Below are 19195 nucleotides of genomic sequence, written 5' to 3'. Positions count from 1 at the left end.
CTCGGCGTATCAGGGGCGGCTCCAGGAATGATAGTTGCCGATCTGCGCGACACCGGTCAGTGGCAGGTCGCTGATCATCGCCTGGCGAAGGTCGGCATCGACATTCAGCAGCAGGTAGTTCGGGTCGCTCTGGGGCAGGGTACGCAAGTTAGCGATCTGGCGGATCATGCGCAGCCGGGGCAGGTGCTGGTCGAGCACGCGGTTGACCAGGCCAGGCCCGGTCAGGTTGCTCAGGCGCAGGGCATAGCGGTCGAAGGCGGCGTCGCCTGCCTGGGGCTTGCTGTCGTAGAAGGTTCGATCGGCCTGGTAGCGTGCGTGCATCTCCTGCGAAATGGCGCGCAGTGTCGGGTTGTTGGGATGGCTGCCGAGCATGTTGGTGTTGTACTGGCAGTGCATACCCAGTGCCTCGTTGCTCACCGGTGCGCCGAGCAGCACGCCGTCGGGGGACGTGGCCAATGTCAGGTTGTCGAGGGCGGCTTGTTCAGGGACATCAGGTGCTGGTAGTAGAAGGTCGTCGACGTCCAGGTACAGGCCGCCTTCATGCTCGAGCAGCGGATAGCGCAACACATCCGAGGCCGAGGCGAAGTTGGCGCCGTTGCCGTTGAGCGCGTGTTGGTATTGAGCGAAATTCGGGCCTTCGCTGAAAGCGCGGTAGAACGGCTGCTCCTCCAGGGGCAGGACACGGATGTTCGGTGCCTGTGCGCCCAGCAGTTGCAGATTCTTCTCGAAGGCGGCCGGGCTTGCGTTCGACAGGAACAGCTTCAACTGGTACTGGCTGGATGTCAGGCGGCGGCTGTTGCTGGCCAGCGTAGCGAGCAGATCGGAAGGGATCACCTTGTCGCCCACCCAGATACTGAGGATCTGTTTCGGGATCGGCTGCAGCATCTGCGCCTCGACTCGGGGCAGCGCGATCGGTAACTGCAGATCCACGCCCATGGCCCGCAGGCTGCGCATGCGCATCTGGTCGGTTACCGGCCGTTCTCCGATGTCGATCCGCACCAACCCGCGATGGCTATCGGACACCTGGTAATAGGTGGGGTCCACCTCATTGACATCCATGTCGGAAATGAACGCATCGTACTCGGCGCTGTAGAGCACATTCGTGTTGTAGTTGCCGAGCATGCTTTGCAATTGTGCCGGGCTGTCCTCGGCCAAGGGGAGCCTGACCACCCAGCGTGCAGTGACCGGATCGCCATCAGGCAGCGGCTCCACCGTCGGTTCGAAGAATTGCAGGGACGGTTCGGGCAGGTGTGGCGGCATCATGGGGCTCAAGGGGTAGCCCAGTTGCCCGTTGACCCGCGTGGGGAATACAAAACCGTCGCCCTTGGGTGGGTAGAGCTGCTGGGCCTTGGAAAGGCCAGTGAGAACCAGCGGCGCTGCGTTCATCAGGCCAAACTCGATGTTCTGCACGCCATCGGCCTTGTCCGCGAGCGATTTGCCATGGATGGCCTGGTCGAGCCCCAGGCCGAACTGGGCAACCCCACCCAAGGCGAACAGGGGGGCCAGTTCCGGTACCACCAGCGCCAAGGGCGCCAGCAGATTGATCGAGGTGGTCAGGTAGCCTCGCCACTTGGCCTTGGTCACCTCGCTGTCGCTGGTGATGATGAAGTCGGCATCGGCATAGCTGCGCTGGCGCTGGCGTTCAGTGAGCGCTTCGAACAGGTCGCCCTTGATCGGAGGGCTGTATTTGGTCGCTCGGTAATTGACGAAGTCACCAGGCGACCAGGGGCCATCGGTGGTGAAGCCTGGACGATTGGGTGAGCGCCAATGAAGCGCGGGGTACGCTCCCAGGCCCGCCAATGCGGTGTCCAGGCCGCTGAAGTCCAACCCGTCTGGTGTATCGGCCAGGGCGAAGTGCTGGCGCAGTATCTGGCGTTTCTCGTCGCTCTGGCATTGTCGGCCGAACCAGTCTTGCAGGGCGGCCCGGGTGCTGAATTCATGCAGCGGGAAGGCGTTGCCTGGCAGGTACAGCAGGGCTTCAGGGCTGGCCCTGTCGGTGATGCAGAGTATGTCGGTGGCGGTGTAGCCATACACATTCAGCGGTCGGACGCGTAACCCAGGCGTGCGTGGCATCAGGTCGGCCGCCTGCCAGGCCAGCTTGCGCCCGGCTTCGCTCAAGGAGCCCTGCAGCACCTGTTTGTTGCAGGCCGCGATGAAGTTGATGCGTGCCGCGACCTGGTGGCTCTTCAGGGCATGCGTCCAGTAATCGTCCAGCATCGATTTGTAGCGAGCATGGAAGTCCAACGACCAGATGAACTTCTGCATGGCCTCTACGTCGACTGGCAGGTGGGTGGTGGCGTCATAGCGAGCGGGGGAGGTCACGCGAAACAAGCCGTTGAACACGCTGTAGGGCGCACTGTTGTCCAGCGGGCCAGGCTTGGGTAACTCATCGACCAGTTGCAATGGGCCTTGGGGCAAGGTACCTGCCCAGTGCCCTGGCAACAGTTGCCCGACCAGGTCCTTGCTGGTTTCGCCCTGCCAGTTCGAGAGCACCGCGTGGGTGAGGGGCTGACGGTCGATGATCACGGCCTGCTGGCCACGGTAGTGCAGGGTTACCACCTCTGTCTGGTCCGGATCGAGTGGGAAGCCCTGTTGGGATGCCCAGTCACGGATCGCCTCGGCCGCGTGCCGATCGGGCCTTGGGATGTGTTGCAGGTGGTTGCGCACGAACTGGACGCCGCTGGCATTTACGTAAGGTAGGGACATGGGGAGCACCTGTGTGGGTCAAGGAGGCGCGAGCATGTCCCGGTAGCAGGAGGGTGGGGCGGTAATTACCTATGTCGCCCGGTTCGATCGATGACGGGCAGTGCCTGTGATCGAGGTTGTTCTTGCGGATGCAGCTTCAATCAACTGGCAGTGTCAGCGTTGGCGGCGTCACGTCACGGGGCGAGGGCGCCTGGTCGCTGAAACCGTCCGGCACCTTGCCCCGCAACTGCCAGGCGAAGGCGATGATCTCGGCGATGGTCAGGTACAGCGCCTCGGGGATCTGCTCGCCCAGTTCCAGGCGTGCCAGCAGGCGTACCAGTTCGGCATTTTCGTAGATGGGGACTTCGTGCTCGCGGGCGATGGCGAGGATGGCTTCGGCCAGTTCGTCCTCGCCCTTGGCGCTCAGGGTCGGGGCTTCTTGGCCGTCGTAGCTCAGGGCGATGGCCTGACGGGGTTGTGTGCTGCTCATGCGGTCTCGTCCACCCAGCGTTGTTCCACCCGTGTACGGGGCCCCTGTGGTGGGATGCCGGGGTGGCATTCCAGGTCGCCGACATCCAGCCCGCGGGCCAGCAGGCGTTCGCGCAGTCCGCCGAGCTGGCTGTCGATCAACTTCGCGGTCTGCTCGCGTTCTGCCCACAACTGGCCAGACAGCCGGCCTTGGCTCAGTTGCGCCTGGACCTGCAAGGGCCCCAAGAGGGCAAGGTCGAAGGCCAGTTCGATACGCCACAACGCTTGCAGCGGATCCTGCGGCTCCCGCTGGCGGTCGGCGTGTTGTTGCGGCGTTTCCTCGCGCTGCAACTTGGCCTGCAAGGGGATGAACTCCTGGCCATGGCGGATGGGGATTTCGGTTTGCCAGGTGGTTTGCAGGTTGCCGTTTTCCAAGGTTGCGCTTTGCTGCAGGCTGCTCAAGGCATGGCTCTGCAGGCGCGCGATAGCGGCGGCGGCCAGGCGCAGCAACTGCTGCAGGTCGCCTTCGTTTTCCATGGCCTGCAACAGCCGGGAAGGGAGCGGAAACGTCCCAGGTTGCTGCCTTGGGCCGACCCGTTCGAGCATGCCCAGGGCGCCTCGGGCCATGGCGGGCATGACTTGGGTCAATGTCGAGGCACTCGTCGAGGCGAGGAAGGGCCCATTCCCCGATGCTTGAGCCATCAAGCGGAGCAATTGCGCCTTCAGGTCCGTGGCCAGTTCGGTGGAGAGGCCGCCGAGCAGCTTGGCCTCGAGAAAGGCGCCACTGTTGTTCAGTGCCTGGGCAACGGCCTTGGCTTCACCGAGTTGGCGCGCATCGGGCAGGCTGGCCAGCAGCTGTTCGGCAGTGGCGCGCAGCGTTCCAACGCCGCCTGGGTCGAGGGCGACCTGTTGCAGGGCATTGAGCAGCCCCGGCAACGACGCTTGCCGGCCTTGTTGGCTGATCAGTTGCTGCGCGATGCTCAGTTGCTCCTGGCGGCCGCTCAAAGGCACGAAGCGCAGCGACTGGTCGCCCTGTACCACGGCGCTAAGCAGGCTGCCCACCGGCAACGCGCGTGGGCTGTCGATGGTCAGGGTGGCGCCGGCCTGGCTGCTGTTGAGCAACGTGACCAGGGAGCGAAAGCTGGCGGCCTCGCCCGGGAGCTGCGCAAGTGCCTGGCTGGTCAGGACCTTGCCTTGCAGCAGGGTACCGACGGGGACCTGGGTGTTATCCAGGCGGGTGAGGGTGGCGACGTTGTTGGCATTGACCTGTTGCACCATGACGGCGAGGCGGTTGCTCTCGGTCTGGCTGACGGTCACCAGGCTGCCCTGGGGCAGCGGCTGGCTGGCAGTGGCTTGCAGTTGCACCTGGCTGCCATTGGCCTGGATCAGGCGCAGCAACAGTTGGAAGTCCTGGCCCACCTGGCGCAGGGCCATCACCTCGGCCCTGGCGGTCTCGCCTGGCGCCAGCAGGCCTGGCTGCGGTTGCAGCAGGCGCAGCAGTTCGCCGGTCATGGCGGCTTTGCCTGCTTGCAGACCTACCGCTGTTTGTGCGCCGAGACTATTGATTTCAGTCATGATTGTATACAACCTGTGGGCCTGGCCCTCTTGGCAGCGGGACATCGCATGTAATAATGCCAGCCACGCTGCCTGCCATTGCCACTATAACGGCAGGGCCAGAAGCGACTTGAGACAAAGGCTTCGGCCGGTGCCGCCTGCTTGGCGGGCAAGCCCGTTCCTACAGGATACAGTGCAGACCCTGTGGGAGCGGGCTTGTCCGCGAAGCCAGACGACACCGATCATGGCCCCCACACTGAATAAGGCGAAACCGTGCCCCTTCACCTCCAAGCCGCGGGCCTGGCCTGCGAGCGCGACTGGCGCCTGCTCTTCGAGCACCTGCACTTCGAGCTGGGCCCCGGCGACATGCTGCAGGTCAGCGGCCCCAACGGCAGCGGCAAGACCAGCCTGCTGCGCCTGCTGGCCGGGCTGATGCAGCCCACCGCCGGGCAGATCCTGCTCGGTGGCCAGCCCCTGGCCGAACAGCGCCATGCCCTGGCCAGCATCCTCCTGTGGATCGGCCACGCCGCCGGCATCAAGGACCTGCTCACCGCCGAGGAAAACCTCGCTTGGCTGTGCGCCTTGCACCGGCCGGCGACTGCCGGGGCCATCTGGCAGGCACTCGCCGCCGTGGGCTTGCGCGGTTTCGAGGATGTGCCGTGCCATACCCTGTCCGCCGGGCAGCAGCGCCGCGTGGCATTGGCCCGGTTGTACCTGGACAGCCCGCCGCTGTGGATACTCGACGAACCCTTCACCGCCCTCGACAAGCAAGGCGTGGCCCAGCTCGAGGCGCACCTGGCCGCTCACTGCGAGCAGGGCGGGACGGTGGTACTGACCACCCATCACCACCTCGAGTGCAAGCCATCGGGTTACCGTGAACTGAACCTGGGGCAGTGGGCGGCATGAGCGTATTCGTCTTGTTGGTGCGGCGCGAGGCGCGCCTGCTGTGTCGCCGGCCGGCGGAGCTGGCCAATCCCTTGGTGTTCTTCGCGATCGTCGTCGCCTTGTTTCCACTGGCGGTCGGTCCTGAGACACAATTGTTGCAAACCTTGTCGCCGGGGCTGGTCTGGGTCGCGGCGCTCTTGGCCGTGCTGCTCTCGCTGGACGGCCTGTTTCGCAGCGATTTCGAGGACGGCTCGCTGGAGCAGTGGGTACTGTCGCCGCACCCGCTGGCGTTGCTGGTGCTGGCCAAGGTGCTGGCGCACTGGATCTTTTCCGGGCTGGCGCTGGTATTGTTGGCACCACTGCTGGCGCTGATGCTCGGCCTGCCGGCCCACTGCCTGCCGGTGCTGCTGGGCTCGCTGCTGCTGGGTACGCCGGTGCTGAGCCTGTTGGGCGCGGTAGGGGCGGCACTGACGGTCGGCCTCAAGCGCGGTGGCCTGTTGCTGGCGTTGCTGATCCTGCCGCTGTATATCCCGGTATTGATCCTGGGCAGTGGCGCCTTGCAAGCGGCGTTGCAGAATATGCCGGCCACCGGCCACCTGCTCTGGCTCGCCAGCCTGGCTGCCCTGGCGGTGACATTGGCACCTTTTGCGATAGCGGCCGGCCTGAAGATCAGCGTCGGCGAATAACGAGTCCCGGGCTTCCAAGCCCGGCAAATACCCTGGATGTACCCTGATGAAAATAAGCTGGACGTGGTTCCACAAGCTGGGTTCCCCCAAATGGTTCTATGCCATCAGCGGCCGCATGCTGCCATGGCTGACCGTCTCCGCCATTGTCCTGCTGCTGGTCGGCATCGCCTGGGGGCTGGCCTTCGCGCCCCAGGACTACCAGCAGGGCAACAGCTTCCGCATCATCTACATCCATGTGCCGGCGGCCATGCTGGCGCAATCCTGCTATGTGCTGCTGGCGGTGGCCGGCATCGTCGGCCTGGTGTGGAAGATGAAACTGGCCGACGTCGCCCTGCAATGCGCGGCGCCCATCGGCGCCTGGATGACCGCGGTGGCGCTGGTCACCGGGGCGATCTGGGGCAAGCCGACCTGGGGCAGCTGGTGGGTCTGGGATGCCCGCCTGACCTCCATGCTCATCCTGCTGTTCCTGTACTTCGGCATCATCGCCCTGGGCCAGGCGATCAGCAACCGCGACAGCGCGGCCAAGGCCTGTGCGGTGCTGGCGATCGTCGGCGTGGTGAACATCCCGATCATCAAGTACTCGGTGGAGTGGTGGAACACCCTGCACCAGGGTGCCACCTTCACCCTCACCGAGAAGCCGGCCATGCCCGCCGAGATGTGGCTGCCGCTGTTGCTGACGGTCTTGGGTTTCTACTGCTTCTTCGGTGCCGTGCTGCTGCTGCGCATGCGCCTCGAGGTGCTCAAGCGCGAGGCGCGCGCCAGTTGGGTCAGGGAGGAAGTGTTGAACAGCCTGGGGCGGAGGGCCGCGCAATGAGTTTCGCGTCCTTCGGGGATTTTCTCGCCATGGGCCACCATGGCCTGTACGTCTGGTCGGCCTATGGCATCTGCCTGGCGGTGCTGGCGCTCAATGTCGCCGCGCCCCTGCTGGCCCGCCGTCGCTACCTGCAAGAAGAGGCGCGCCGTCTGCGCCGGGAGAACAACCAGTGAATCCGCAGCGCAAGAAACGCCTGTTGCTCATCCTCGGCCTGATGGTCGGTGTCGCCGTCGCCGTCGGTTTCGCCCTGAGCGCCCTGCAGCAGAACATCAACCTGTTCTACACCCCGACCCAGATCGCCAACGGCGAGGCGCCGCTGGACACCCGCATCCGCGCCGGCGGCATGGTCGAGCAGGGCTCGGTGCAGCGCTCGGCCGACTCGCTGGACGTGCGTTTCGTGGTCACCGACTTCAACAAGTCGGTGCCGATCACCTACCGTGGCATCCTGCCGGACCTGTTCCGCGAAGGGCAGGGCATCGTCGCCCTGGGCAAGCTCAACGCCGACGGCGTGGTGGTGGCCGATGAGGTCCTGGCCAAGCACGATGAGAAGTACATGCCGCCGGAGGTCACCAAGGCGCTGAAGGAACGCGGCCAGGCCGCTGCCGGTGGGGAGGCCAAGCCATGAACGCGGCCCTGGTGATTCCCGAACTGGGTCAGCTGGCGCTGATCCTGGCGATCTGCTTCGCCGTGGTCCAGGCGTCCGTGCCGCTGCTCGGCGCCTGGCGCGGCGACCGCCTGTGGATGGGCCTGGCGCGGCCGGCGGCGTGGGGGCAGTTCACCTTCCTCGCCTTCGCCTTCGCCTGCCTGACCCACGCCTTCCTGACCGACAACTTCTCGGTCGACTACGTCGCCAGCAACTCCAACAGTGCCTTGCCCTGGTACTACAAGTTCAGCGCCGTATGGGGCGCCCACGAGGGCTCGTTGCTGCTCTGGGCATTGATCCTCGGCGGCTGGACCCTGGCCGTCTCGGTGTTCTCGCGCCAGTTGCCGCAGGTGATGCTGGCCCGCGTGCTGGCGGTGATGGGCATGATCAGCGTGGGCTTCCTGTCGTTCCTGATCATCACCTCCAACCCCTTCGCGCGCCTGCTGCCCCAGGTGCCCACCGATGGGCGCGACCTCAACCCATTGCTGCAGGACTTCGGCCTGATCGTCCACCCGCCCATGCTGTACATGGGCTACGTGGGCTTCTCGGTGGCCTTCGCCTTCGCCATCGCCGCGCTGCTGGGCGGGCGTTTGGACGCGGCCTGGGCACGCTGGTCGCGGCCCTGGACCATCGTCGCCTGGGCCTTCCTCGGCGTGGGCATCACCCTGGGCTCCTGGTGGGCCTACTACGAGCTGGGCTGGGGAGGCTGGTGGTTCTGGGACCCGGTGGAGAACGCCTCGTTCATGCCCTGGCTGGTGGGCACGGCGCTGATCCACTCGCTGGCGGTCACCGAGAAGCGCGGGGTGTTCAAGAGCTGGACGGTGCTGCTGGCCATCGCCGCGTTCTCCCTGAGCCTGCTGGGCACCTTCCTGGTCCGTTCCGGGGTGCTGACCTCGGTGCATGCCTTTGCCTCCGACCCCTCGCGCGGGGTGTTCATCCTGATCTTCCTGCTGTTCGTGGTCGGCGGTTCGCTGACCCTGTTCGCCCTGCGCGCACCGGTGGTCAAGAGCCAGGTGGGCTTCGCCCTGTGGTCGCGGGAGACGCTGCTGCTGGCCAACAACCTGGTGCTGGTGGTGGCCGCCTCGATGATCCTGCTGGGCACCCTCTACCCGCTGGTGCTCGATGCCCTGACCGGCGCCAAGCTGTCGGTCGGCCCGCCTTACTTCGATGCCCTGTTCCTGCCGCTGATGGCACTGCTGATGGTGGTGCTGGGCATCGGCGTGCTGGTGCGCTGGAAGGACACCCCTGGCAAGTGGCTGCTGGGCATGCTGACCCCGGTACTGATCGGCAGCGCGATCCTGGCGCCAGTCGCCGGGCTGATCGTCGACGACTTCGACTGGCCGGCCCTGACGGTCTTCGCCCTGGCCGCCTGGGTGGTGTTCGGCGGCCTGCGCGACATCCTCGACAAGACCCGCCACAAGGGCCTGGCCAAGGGCTTGCATGGCCTGCCGCGCAGCTACTGGGGCATGCACCTGGCGCACCTGGGCCTGGCGGTATGCGCCCTGGGCGTGGTGCTGTCGAGCAACAACAGTGCCGAGCGCGACCTGCGCATGGCCCCGGGCGAGAGCGTGGAGCTGGGCGGGTACCACTTCCTGTTCGAAGGCGCCAAGCACTTCGAGGGCCCCAACTTCATCTCCGACAAAGGCACCATCGTCGTCTCCCGCGAGGGGCGCGAGGTGACCACGTTGCACCCGGAGAAGCGCCTGTACACCGTGCAGCAATCGATGATGACCGAGGCCGGCATCGATGCCGGTTTCACCCGCGATCTCTACGTCGCCCTGGGCGAGCCCCTGGAGAACGGCGCCTGGGCGGTACGGGTGCATATCAAGCCTTATGTCCGCTGGATCTGGCTGGGCGGTCTGCTGACCGCGCTGGGCGGCTTCCTGGCGGCCTTCGACCGGCGCTATCGCGTCAAGGTCAAGGCCCGGGTACGTGATGTCCTGGGCATGTCTGGAGCGACTGCATGAAGCGTTGGATCATGGTGTTGCCGCTGGCGCTGTTCCTGCTGGTGGCGGTGTTTCTCTACAAGGGCTTGTTCCTCAAACCCGACGAGCTGCCCTCGGCGATGATCGGCAAGCCGTTCCCGGCGTTCTCCCTGGCTTCGGTGCAGGGCGACCGCACCCTGACCCAGGCCGACCTGCTGGGCCGCCCGGCGCTGGTCAACGTCTGGGGCACCTGGTGCCCTTCGTGCAAGGTCGAGCACCCGTACCTGAACCAGTTGGCCGAGCAGGGCGTGGTGATCCATGGGGTCAACTACAAGGACGACAACGCCGCCGCGCTGAAATGGCTGGCCGAGTTCCACAACCCCTACCAGTTGGACATCCGCGACGAGCAGGGCACCCTGGGCGTGGACCTGGGCGTGTACGGCGCGCCGGAGACCTTCTTGATCGATGCCAAGGGCATCATCCGCTACAAGCACGTGGGTATCGTCGACGCCACGGTGTGGCGCGAGCAACTGGCGCCGCTGTACCAGGGGCTGGTCGACGAGGCCAGGCCATGAGGCGCTGGCTGGCAGCCGCCGTGCTGGGCGTGAGCCTGGCCGGCATGGCCCAGGCGGCCATCGACACCTACCAGTTCCGCGACGACGCCGAGCGCGAGCGCTACCAGCAACTGACCAAGGAGCTGCGCTGCCCGAAGTGCCAGAACCAGGACATCGCCGACTCCAACGCGCCGATCGCCGCCGACCTGCGCCGGGAGATCTTCCGCATGCTCGGCGAAGGCAAGAGCAACCAGCAGATCGTCGATTTCATGGTCGACCGCTACGGTGACTTCGTGCGCTACAAGCCGGCGCTCAGCGGGCGCACCTGGTTGCTGTGGTTCGGACCGGGCATCCTGCTGGCCGGTGGTTTCGTGGTGCTGGCGCTGATCGTGCGCCGTCGTCGCGCCCAGGGGGGGGGCGGCACCGAGGAGCTGTCTGCCGAAGAACGCGAGCGTCTCGCCAAATTGCTGGATAAAGAAAATACCCATGATTGATTTCTGGCTTAGCGCGGGCCTGCTGCTGCTCGCTGCCCTCGGTTTCTTGCTGATCCCTATCCTGCGCGGGCGTCGTCGCCAGCAGGAGGAAGAAGACCGCACCGCCCTCAACGTCGCTCTGTACCAGGAGCGCATCGCCGAGCTCACCGCCCAGCAGGAAGCGGGTGTGCTGGATGCCGAGCAATTGGCCAAGGGCCGCGACGAGGCGGCGCGCGAACTGCTGGCCGATACCGAGGGTGCCGAGGCGCCGCGCCAGGGGCACCTGGGCAAGACCCTGCCGCTGCTGGCGGCGGTGCTGGTGCCAGTCATGGCCCTGGGGCTGTACCTGCACTTCGGTGCCGCCGACAAGGTCGAGCTCACCCGCGAGTTCGCCCAGGCGCCGCAGTCGATGGAAGAAATGACCACGCGCCTGGAGCGCGCCGTCCAGGCCCAACCGGACTCGGCCGAGGGGCTGTACTTCCTAGGCCGTGCCTATATGTCCGAGCAGCGCCCGGCGGACGCGGCCAAGGCCTTCGAGCGTGCGGTGGCCCTGGCCGGGCGCCAGCCCGAGTTGCTCGGGCAGTGGGCCCAGGCCCTGTATTTCGCCGCCGGCAAGCAGTGGAGCCCGCAGTTGCAGGCGCTGACCGACGAAGCCCTCGCAGCCGACCCCAAGGAGGTCACCAGCCTCGGCCTGCGCGGCATCGCTGCCTTCGAGGGGGAGCGCTACCAGGAAGCGATCGACTTCTGGCAGCGCCTGCTGGCCCAGTTGCCCGAGGGCGATGCCTCGCGCGCCGCCCTGCAGGGGGGCATCGACCGCGCCGCCGAGAGGCTCGAGGCCGCCGCTGGCAAGCCCTCCGCCGCGCCAGTGGTCGCACGCCTGAAGGTGCGGGTGGAACTGGCGGCGGCCCTCAAGGACAAGGTCAAGCCTGACGACACGGTGTTCATCTTCGCGCGGGCCAGCAACGGCCCGCCCATGCCGGTGGCGGCCAAGCGGGTGACCGTGGCCCAGTTGCCGATCGAGGTGGAACTCTCCGATGCCGATGCGATGATGCCGCAGATGAAACTGTCGGACTTCGCCGAAGTCCAACTGGTGGCGCGCGTCTCGCGCGCCGGCCAACCGACCCGGGGCGAGTGGATCGGCCAGAGCGCGCCGTTGTCTACCCGTACCCAGGCCGCCCAGCACCTGACCATCGACAGCCCTGATTCGTAAGAGAGCGATCCATGAACAGCACCGTCCGCCTGACCCTGATCACCCTGGCCCTGGGGCTGTCCGCGTGTACGGTGCGCGAGCCTGTCGAGCGACCGGCGCCCCCGATCGAGACCGTGCCGCCGCGCCAGGGGCCGGTGGTCAAGCCGCTGCCGGGCGGGCAACCGGCGCCCCAGCCGGACAAGCCGGCGGCCATTCCCAAGCCCATGCCGCGCACCTCCGCCAGCTTCGCCCCGCCACCGGGCGGTGCCAGCCACTGGGATCCAAGGCTGGGGGTCTATGTGCTGGAGAAGAAGCCCAACACCTTCTACCGCCAGCGTACCTACTACCGCTGGAACGACGGCTGGAGCTGGTCGCTGAGCCCGGACGGGCCCTGGCAGGAGACCGACAGCAGTGGCGTGCCGGGCGGCCTTGGGCGAGCGTTTGCGCAATAGGGCTCGTCAGCTTCACTTTCGCAGGGGCCGCGAAGCGGCCCCAGATCAACTAGCCCCCAACACAGCGCCCGCGCATAATGCCCCTTCGTATTGATCCGGAGGTGGCATGAGCAAGACCGTCCTGGTGCTGGTGGAAACCGTCGACGACTACCTACCGCTGCTGGAGCAGGCCGGTTATCGCCTGATCCGCGCACCCTCACCGCAACTGCGCGCCGACGCCATCGTCCGCCACGCCGGCGAGATCGACGCCGTGCTCACCCGTGGGCCGCTGGGCCTGACCGCTGCCGAGATCGAGGCCTTGCCGAAGTTGCAGATCATCTGCGTGATCGGTGCTGGCTACGAGCAGGTCGACCTGGCTGCCGCCGCTGCCCGTGGCATCACGGTGACCAACGGCGCCGGTGCCAACGCGCCGGCGGTGGCCGACCACGCCATGGCCATCCTGCTGGCTCTGCTGCGCGACATCCCGCGGGCCGATGCCAGTACCCGCCGGGGCGAGTGGAACCGGGTCATCAGCCCCTCGGTGAGCGGCAAGCGCCTGGGCATCCTCGGTCTCGGTGCGGTCGGCCTGGCCATCGCCAAGCGGGCGGCCCAAGGCTTCGACATGAACGTCAGCTACCACAGCCGCACCCCGCGCCAGGATGTCCCGTACACCTGGTACGACACCGCGCTGCACCTGGCCGAGGCCGTGGACATCCTGGTGGTGGCCACGCCAGGCGGTGCCGGCACCCACCACCTGGTCGATGGGCAGGTGCTCGAGGCTCTGGGCGCCGAGGGCTACCTGGTCAATATCGCGCGGGCCAGCGTGGTCGATACCCAGGCCTTGGTCGAGGCGCTGCGCCAGGGGGTGATCGCCGGGGCGGCGCTGGATGTGTTCGATGACGAGCCTGCGGTTCCCGACGCGTTGAAATCCCTCGGCAACACCGTGCTCACGCCGCATGTGGCCGGCCAGTCGCCAGAAGCGGCACGCGACACCGTGACCTTGGTTCTGCGCAACCTGCAGGCGTTCTTCGCCGGCGAGCCGGTTTTGACCCCCGTGCGTCACTGAGCCCTCTTTCAGCATCAGGAGCTTTTGCATGCAACTCGAGATGTTCCAGGTCGATGCCTTCTCGGCCAATCCCTTCGGCGGCAACCCGGCCGCTGTGATCCCGCTGCAAAGCTGGCTGCCGGACGCGCTCCTGCAGCGCATCGCCGAAGAGAACAACCTTTCCGAAACCGCCTACATCGTGCGCAATTGTGAAACCTTCGACCTGCGCTGGTTCACGCCGGCGGTGGAGGTGGACCTGTGCGGCCACGCCACCCTGGCTGCGGCCTGGGTACTGTTCGAGCAACTGGGCGAGCAGGCCCAGGTGCTGCGCTTCAATACCCGCAGTGGCGAGCTGCGTGTGAGCCGTGGTGCCGATGGCCTGCTGGCCATGGATTTCCCGGCCAAGCAACCGCAGGCGGTGGACATCCCCGCCCAGCTGCTGGAGGCGCTGGGCCTGAGCGAGGCGCGCGCGCTGTACCGTACGGACGACTATGTGCTGGTGATCGACGACGCCGCGTTGATCGAGACCCTGGCGCCGGACTTCGCCGCGCTGGCGGCCTTCGATGTGCGTGGCATCGCCGTGACCGCGCCGGGCCGTGGCTTCGACTTCGTCACCCGCTGGTTCGGGCCGCGCGTGGGCGTGAACGAAGACCCGGTGACGGGATCGGCGCACACCTCGCTGGCGCCCTACTGGGCCGAGCGTCTGGGCAAGCGCAGCCTGAGCTGCGAGCAGGGCGGGGCACGCAAGGGGCAGTTGCAGTGCGAGGTGCCGGGCAATGGGCGGGTGATCATCAGCGGGCGTGGGGCGCTGTACCTGCGGGGGACCGTGTTTCTCTGACCGCCGCGAAGGGGGCGGCACCGCCACCGCTATACTTGCCAATCCCTGACCCCTCGCACAGGAGCCCACGCCATGCCTCTGGAAAAACAAGGCACCTGCCTTTGCGGCGCCACCCAACTGAGCGTCACCGTGGACAACACCCACATCAGCGCCTGCCACTGCAGCATGTGCCGCAAGTGGACCGGCGGCCCCCTGCTGGTGGTGCACTGCAGCCAGCCGCCGACGATCCAAGGCCGTGCCCCGAGCGTCTACGACTCCTCCGACTGGGCCCAGCGCGGCTTCTGCGGCCAGTGCGGCACGCACCTGTACTACCGCCTCAAGGCCAACGACTTCTATGCCGTCCCGGTCGGCTTGCTGGACGGCGAGCAAGCCTGGGACTTCGACCTGCAGATCTTCGTCGAGGAGAAACCCGCCTGGTACTGCTTCGCCAACCAGACCCAGGAGCTGACCGGGCAGCAAGCCTTCGACCAGCTCGGCTAGGCGTTCTGCTTCAGGCCTGCAGCAGCCATTCGGCGAACACCTGGGCGGCGGGCGAGGGCAGTGTCTGGCGGTCGTGCACCAGGTAGTCGGCCTGGCCCGTGCGCACCACGAAGTCCGACACCGGCCGGATCAGGCCGGCGTTGATGCGCTCGCGAGCCATCGACTCCCAGCCCAGCCCCACGCCCATGCCCTGCATCACCGCATCGAACACCAGGTTGACCTGGTTGAAGGTCAGGGCATCGGCCGGTGCCTGGTAGCGCACGCCGAAATGGCCGAACCAGTCGTGCCAGTCCAGGCAGTTCCAGGCCGAGGCGTCGAGCTGGATCAGTGGCAGCGCCTGCAGGTCGGCGAGGCTGTCGATGCTGCCCAGGTCCTGGCGGGTGCTGGCGATGGGGAAGATCACCTCGTCGAACAGCTTGCTCGCCTGCAACGAGCGCCAGCGGCCATGCCCATAGAGAATGCCGAAGTCGTAGTCGGCGATCAGGCTCTCGTTGATGTCGTTGCTGGCATGGATGTTCACCGTCAGCCCCGGATGCTGCTCGTTGAAGCGCAGCAGCCGTGGAAACAACCAGTACTGCGCCACGGCATGGGTGCAGATGACACTGACATGGCGGTCGCCATGGCCGCTCTTGAGGCGCTGCACGTTGGCCAGCAGCTTGTCGAGCATGGGCTCGACGAAGCCATGGAAATGCTCGCCGGCGCTGGTCAGGCTGATACCGCGGGCACGCCGTTCGAACAGCTGGGTGGCGAGGTGATCCTCCAGCAGGCGGATCTGCTTGCTCACCGCGCTCTGGGTCAGGTACAGCTCGCCGGCGGCACGGGTGAAGCTGCCGGTGCGGGCCACGGCCTCGAAGGCGATCAAGGTATCCAGCGGGGGCAGGTGACGGCTGTATCGGCTCATGTCGGAGTCGCGTGGCGAAAGGGTGCGCTCAGCATAGGGCGCCGCGAGCCATTCCTCCAGGGAATGGCTGCATGAGGAATGATCTTTTGCCCGGTGCCGGCCTGGCAGGTAGCCTGCGCGCATCTTCGAACAGGAGCAGACAGGTGAGACGCGGTGTGATGTATGCCGGCATGGCCGGCGCGTTGTGGGGCATGGTGCTGATGGTTCCGGAGCTGTTGCCGGAGTTCAACCCGATGCTGCTGAGCAGTGTGCGCTACCTGATGGTGGGCGTGATCTCGCTGTTGCTGGCGCTGCCCATGGCCCGGCAACTGCGCCAGCTGACCCTGGGCGATGCATGGATGCTGTTGCGCCTGGCGGTGATCGGCAACCTGGTGTACTTCATCTGCCTGGTGGCGGCGATCCAGCGCCTGGGCGTGGCACCGGCCTCGCTGATCGTCGGCGTGCTGCCCCTGACCATCACCCTGTACGGGCGCAACGACAGCGGCGCGGTGCCGCTGGCACGGCTGGTCGGCCCACTGGCGCTGATCCTTGCCGGCATGCTGTGCATCAACCTGGAGACATTCGCCTTCGCCCCGGGCGACGTGGGCGACAAGCTCATGGGCCTGTTCTACGCCCTGGCCGCGCTGGCCTGCTGGACCTGGTACGCCGCGCAGAACAGCCGCTATCTCAAGCAGTGCGGGCATTTCGACAGCCACCAGTGGTCGGTGCTGTGCGGGGTGGTGACAGGGCTGGCCAGCCTGGTGATGGTCGCGGCGCTGGCGTTGTGGCAGCCGCAGTCATTGCAGGTAGAGGCGCCGATGTCGCGCTGGTGGTTGTTCTGGGCGTGCAGCCTGGGCTGCGCGGTGCTCGGTTCGTGGTTGGCCATGGCCTTGTGGAATGCGGCGTCCAAGCGCCTGCCGCTGACCCTGAGTGGGCAGTTGATCGTCTTCGAGACCTTGTTCGCGCTGCTCTACGCCTTCCTCTGGCGGCAGACCGGGCCGAGCGTGCTGGAGGCCGCGGCGATCGTCCTGGTGATCGGTGGCGTGCTCTGGTCGATGCGCCAGCACGAAGCGCCGCGCGAACTTGCCAAACCCGTGCATTCCTGAGAAAAGGGCGGCCACGCAAACCGCTTCGAGGAAACAGGCATGAGCAGCGAACTGCAGGTCATCGATATCCAGGAAGGCGACGGCAAGGCCGTGGTCAAGGGCGCCCTGATCACCACCCAGTACACCGGCTGGCTGGCCGACGGCAGCGAGTTCGACTCGTCCTGGTCGCGTGGCAAGCCATTCCAGTGCGTGATCGGTACCGGGCGGGTCATCAAGGGGTGGGACCAGGGCCTGACGGGCATGCGTGTCGGCGGCAAGCGTCGGCTGCAGGTGCCGGCGCACTTGGGGTACGGCGAGCGCAGCATGGGTTCGATCCCGCCCAACTCGGACCTGACGTTCGAGATCGAGTTGCTGGAAGTGCTGACCCGCGACGACTGAGATTCGCCGTCCGTGGACATGATTCGGCAACATGCAGCCTTTAACCTGGGCCTTGTCGACGGAACGGCACGTGCATCCAGGGAGGAACCAAACGGGCCGAGGGCGCTCTGACCCTCACCCGCTATCCACGGAAGGATGTCATGACAGGGATGCCCTGCGGCTTCGGCCGCAGGGCGACGTGGCGGGTAAACCCCCATTCTTTCTGCCACGAGAGCCTGCCTTTTTGATGAAGTTGCCCCTCTTTCTACGACGCCGCCGTCACCTGTTGCTGGGCGTGATGCTCACCGCCATTGGAGTGCCGCTGGCGCTGGAAGCGATCGAAGGCCGGGCCGAACCGGTCGACGGTACCCAGACGCTGGTGTTCCTGCGCCATGCCGAAAAGCCCGGCGAAGGCCTGGGGCAACTGAACTGCCAGGGCCTGAACCGTGCTTTGGACCTGGCCACGCTGCTGCCTGAGCGTTTCGGCGAGGCCGACTACGTGTTTGCCGCCAACCCCTCGCGGCATGTCGAGGAAGGCAGCCAAGACCGCAGCTACAGCTACATTCGCCCGCTGATGACCATCTCGCCCAGCGCCATCCGCCTGGGCCTGCCGGTGAACATCGACTTCGGTGCCAATGACACCGATGACCTGGCCGAGGAGCTGATGCGTGACAAGTACCGCAACGCCACCGTCTATACCGCCTGGTCGCATGGCTACCTGCCCGACCTGATCAACGCCGTGGCTGGCAAGGCCTTGGGCGAGGAGCGGGTGATCACCGAAGACTGGAGCGGTGATGATTTCGACACCCTGTACGTGCTGACCCTGACCTGGCGCGACGGCAAGGCGAGCCTGCTCAGCCGTAACGTACGCCAGGGGCTGGACGATGGGGTGCATACCTGCCCGAGCTGATCCGTACGGTTTCCTGCTAGGCTGCAAGGCCTGACGCAGGAGGCGCGCATGAATCGGCGGGTGACGGTGATCGGTGGCGGGGTGATCGGGCTGGCGACGGCCTACGCGCTGGTGCGCGAGGGGCTGGCGGTCGACCTGGTCGAGGCGCGCGGCAGTTTGGCCAGCGCCACCAGCTTCGCCAATGGCGGGCAGCTTTCGTATCGCTACGTGGCGCCGTTGGCCGATGCCGGCGTGCCATGGCAGGCGCTTGGCTGGTTGCTCCAGGGCGAGTCGCCCCTGCGCTTGCGCATGCGCCTGGACCCAGCCCAGTGGCGCTGGCTGGCGGCCTTCGTGATGGCGTGCCGGCACACGGTCAACCGCCGCAATGCCGCTTGGCTGTTGGAGCTGGCCTTGCACAGCCAGGCCACCCTGGCGCGCTGGCGCGAGGACGATGGCCTGCAGGGCTTCGCCTGGCGGCGTAACGGCAAGCTGGTCGCCTTTCGCACGGCGCGGGCCTTTGCCCATGGGCGGGAGCATCTGCTCGAACCGGACAGCCAGCAGGTGCTCGGTGCGGCCGAGTTGCAGGCGCTGGAACCGGCATTGGCCGATGCGCCTTTCATTGGAGGCGTGTTCACGCCGGATGAGGAGGTCGCCGACTGCCACCGCTTCTGCCAGCGATTGGCCGAGCGGTTGCAGGCCTCGGGGCTGTGCCGGTTGCTTCTGGGGCGGCCGGTGACGGGCTGGGTACGGCGTGATGACGAAGTGCTCGCGCTGGAGCTGGGTAGCGAGCAACTGGACGTGGAGCGGGTGGTGCTGTGTGCCGGCTATCGCAGCCCAGGCCTGGCGTTGCCGGGGATGAAGCTGCCGATCTATCCGCTGAAGGGCTACAGCCTGACCGCGCCGATCACGGCGGAGCATCTGGCGCCGCAGGTGAGCATCACCGACTACGAACGCAAGATCGTCTATGCGCGCCTGGACCAGCAACTGCGGGTGGCGGCGATGGTGGACATCATCGGTTTCGACGAGTCGGTAGACGCGCGGCGGTTGCGCAGCATGCACCGGCTGGCAGGCGAGACCTTGCCGAGGGCGGCGGACTATGAGCGGGCGGTGGAGTGGGCGGGGATGCGACCGGCGACGCCTACGGGGGTGCCGATCATCGGTGGTACGCCGTATCGCAATGTGTGGCTGAACCTGGGGCATGGGGCCCTGGGCTTCACCCTGGCCTGTGGCAGTGGGGAGCGGTTGGCCAGGATGTTGGGGTGATCGAGCCGATTGGGGCTGCTTTGCAGCCCT

The 19195-nt window shown here is 66.5% G+C and carries 21 protein-coding genes; 17 read left to right on the top strand and 4 right to left on the bottom strand.

All coding sequences use genetic code 11. The annotated features are described in order from the left end of the window. Positions 1–9: 9 nt before the first annotated feature. From NJF35_RS22795 to NJF35_RS22785, 3 genes are all read right to left on the bottom strand, one after another. Positions 10–2706, bottom strand: coding sequence for a dermonecrotic toxin domain-containing protein (locus NJF35_RS22795; protein WP_253091504.1), 2697 nt, complete (start codon positions 2704–2706; stop codon positions 10–12). 136 nt (positions 2707–2842) lie between these two features. Continuing rightward, a complete protein-coding gene (locus NJF35_RS22790; RefSeq protein WP_225789275.1) occupies positions 2843–3175 on the bottom strand; it encodes an EscU/YscU/HrcU family type III secretion system export apparatus switch protein in 333 nt (110 codons plus the stop codon). After that, on the bottom strand, positions 3172–4728 hold the full coding sequence (locus tag NJF35_RS22785; RefSeq protein ID WP_225789274.1) for a flagellar hook-length control protein FliK: 1557 nt from the start codon (positions 4726–4728) through the stop codon (positions 3172–3174). The genes NJF35_RS22790 and NJF35_RS22785 overlap by 4 nt, the downstream gene beginning before the upstream one ends. 252 nt (positions 4729–4980) lie before the next feature. On the opposite strand from NJF35_RS22785, the gene ccmA reads away from it, so the two are divergent. From ccmA to NJF35_RS22720, 13 genes are all read left to right on the top strand, one after another. Next, on the top strand, positions 4981–5613 hold the full coding sequence (gene ccmA, locus NJF35_RS22780) for a cytochrome c biogenesis heme-transporting ATPase CcmA (protein ID WP_253091503.1): 633 nt from the start codon (positions 4981–4983) through the stop codon (positions 5611–5613). After that, positions 5610–6278 carry a heme exporter protein CcmB gene (gene ccmB, locus NJF35_RS22775; protein ID WP_225789272.1) on the top strand — a complete coding sequence of 223 codons (669 nt, stop codon included), beginning with the start codon at positions 5610–5612 and terminating at the stop codon, positions 6276–6278. Before ccmA ends, ccmB begins: the two co-directional genes overlap by 4 nt. Positions 6279–6324: 46 nt before the next feature. Next, positions 6325–7092, top strand: coding sequence for a heme ABC transporter permease (locus NJF35_RS22770; protein WP_225789271.1), 768 nt, complete (start codon positions 6325–6327; stop codon positions 7090–7092). Next, positions 7089–7265, top strand: a complete 177-nt coding sequence (gene ccmD, locus NJF35_RS22765) for a heme exporter protein CcmD (protein ID WP_084858204.1) — start codon at positions 7089–7091, stop codon at positions 7263–7265. The genes NJF35_RS22770 and ccmD overlap by 4 nt, the downstream gene beginning before the upstream one ends. After that, positions 7262–7717, top strand: coding sequence for a cytochrome c maturation protein CcmE (gene ccmE, locus NJF35_RS22760; protein ID WP_253091502.1), 456 nt, complete (start codon positions 7262–7264; stop codon positions 7715–7717). Before ccmD ends, ccmE begins: the two co-directional genes overlap by 4 nt. 11 nt (positions 7718–7728) lie before the next feature. After that, on the top strand, positions 7729–9702 hold the full coding sequence (locus NJF35_RS22755; RefSeq protein ID WP_253091506.1) for a heme lyase CcmF/NrfE family subunit: 1974 nt from the start codon (positions 7729–7731) through the stop codon (positions 9700–9702). Then, positions 9699–10235, top strand: a complete 537-nt coding sequence (locus tag NJF35_RS22750) for a DsbE family thiol:disulfide interchange protein (RefSeq protein ID WP_225789268.1) — start codon at positions 9699–9701, stop codon at positions 10233–10235. Before NJF35_RS22755 ends, NJF35_RS22750 begins: the two co-directional genes overlap by 4 nt. Then, a complete protein-coding gene (locus NJF35_RS22745; protein WP_225789267.1) occupies positions 10232–10708 on the top strand; it encodes a cytochrome c-type biogenesis protein in 477 nt (158 codons plus the stop codon). Before NJF35_RS22750 ends, NJF35_RS22745 begins: the two co-directional genes overlap by 4 nt. Further along, positions 10701–11897 carry a c-type cytochrome biogenesis protein CcmI gene (ccmI, locus tag NJF35_RS22740; RefSeq protein WP_225789266.1) on the top strand — a complete coding sequence of 399 codons (1197 nt, stop codon included), beginning with the start codon at positions 10701–10703 and terminating at the stop codon, positions 11895–11897. Before NJF35_RS22745 ends, ccmI begins: the two co-directional genes overlap by 8 nt. Positions 11898–11908: 11 nt before the next feature. Further along, the gene (locus tag NJF35_RS22735) at positions 11909–12328 is read left to right on the top strand and encodes a hypothetical protein (protein ID WP_225789265.1); all 420 of its coding nucleotides are present in this window, start codon (positions 11909–11911) and stop codon (positions 12326–12328) included. Between the two features lie 106 nt (positions 12329–12434). After that, positions 12435–13373, top strand: coding sequence for a 2-hydroxyacid dehydrogenase (locus NJF35_RS22730; RefSeq protein ID WP_253081453.1), 939 nt, complete (start codon positions 12435–12437; stop codon positions 13371–13373). A 28-nt stretch (positions 13374–13401) separates the two neighbouring features. After that, positions 13402–14190: a PhzF family phenazine biosynthesis protein gene (locus tag NJF35_RS22725; protein WP_253091501.1), complete on the top strand. Its 789-nt coding sequence runs from the start codon at positions 13402–13404 to the stop codon at positions 14188–14190. A gap of 72 nt (positions 14191–14262) precedes the next feature. Next, complete coding sequence (locus tag NJF35_RS22720; protein WP_253081454.1) at positions 14263–14670, top strand: GFA family protein; 408 nt, start codon at positions 14263–14265, stop codon at positions 14668–14670. Between the two features lie 10 nt (positions 14671–14680). On the opposite strand, the gene NJF35_RS22715 is transcribed toward NJF35_RS22720, so the two are convergent. Further along, the gene (locus NJF35_RS22715) at positions 14681–15571 is read right to left on the bottom strand and encodes a LysR substrate-binding domain-containing protein (protein WP_225789261.1); all 891 of its coding nucleotides are present in this window, start codon (positions 15569–15571) and stop codon (positions 14681–14683) included. Positions 15572–15714: 143 nt separating this feature from the next. Between NJF35_RS22715 and NJF35_RS22710 the strand changes: the two genes are divergently transcribed. The 4 genes from NJF35_RS22710 to NJF35_RS22695 all read left to right on the top strand — a co-directional run bounded on the left by NJF35_RS22710 (position 15715) and on the right by NJF35_RS22695 (position 19165). Further along, positions 15715–16656, top strand: a complete 942-nt coding sequence (locus NJF35_RS22710; protein ID WP_225789260.1) for a DMT family transporter — start codon at positions 15715–15717, stop codon at positions 16654–16656. Positions 16657–16695: 39 nt separating this feature from the next. After that, a complete protein-coding gene (locus tag NJF35_RS22705; RefSeq protein WP_225789259.1) occupies positions 16696–17034 on the top strand; it encodes an FKBP-type peptidyl-prolyl cis-trans isomerase in 339 nt (112 codons plus the stop codon). A gap of 226 nt (positions 17035–17260) precedes the next feature. Continuing rightward, complete coding sequence (locus NJF35_RS22700) at positions 17261–17923, top strand: histidine phosphatase family protein (protein ID WP_225789258.1); 663 nt, start codon at positions 17261–17263, stop codon at positions 17921–17923. A 48-nt stretch (positions 17924–17971) separates the two neighbouring features. Further along, positions 17972–19165, top strand: a complete 1194-nt coding sequence (locus NJF35_RS22695; RefSeq protein WP_225789257.1) for a D-amino acid dehydrogenase — start codon at positions 17972–17974, stop codon at positions 19163–19165. Positions 19166–19195: the final 30 nt, after the last annotated feature.

The sequence above is a fragment of the Pseudomonas guariconensis genome, from assembly GCF_024127895.1.
Lineage (GTDB): Bacteria > Pseudomonadota > Gammaproteobacteria > Pseudomonadales > Pseudomonadaceae > Aquipseudomonas > Aquipseudomonas guariconensis_B.
This window is presented reverse-complemented; position numbering and strand designations above follow the sequence as displayed.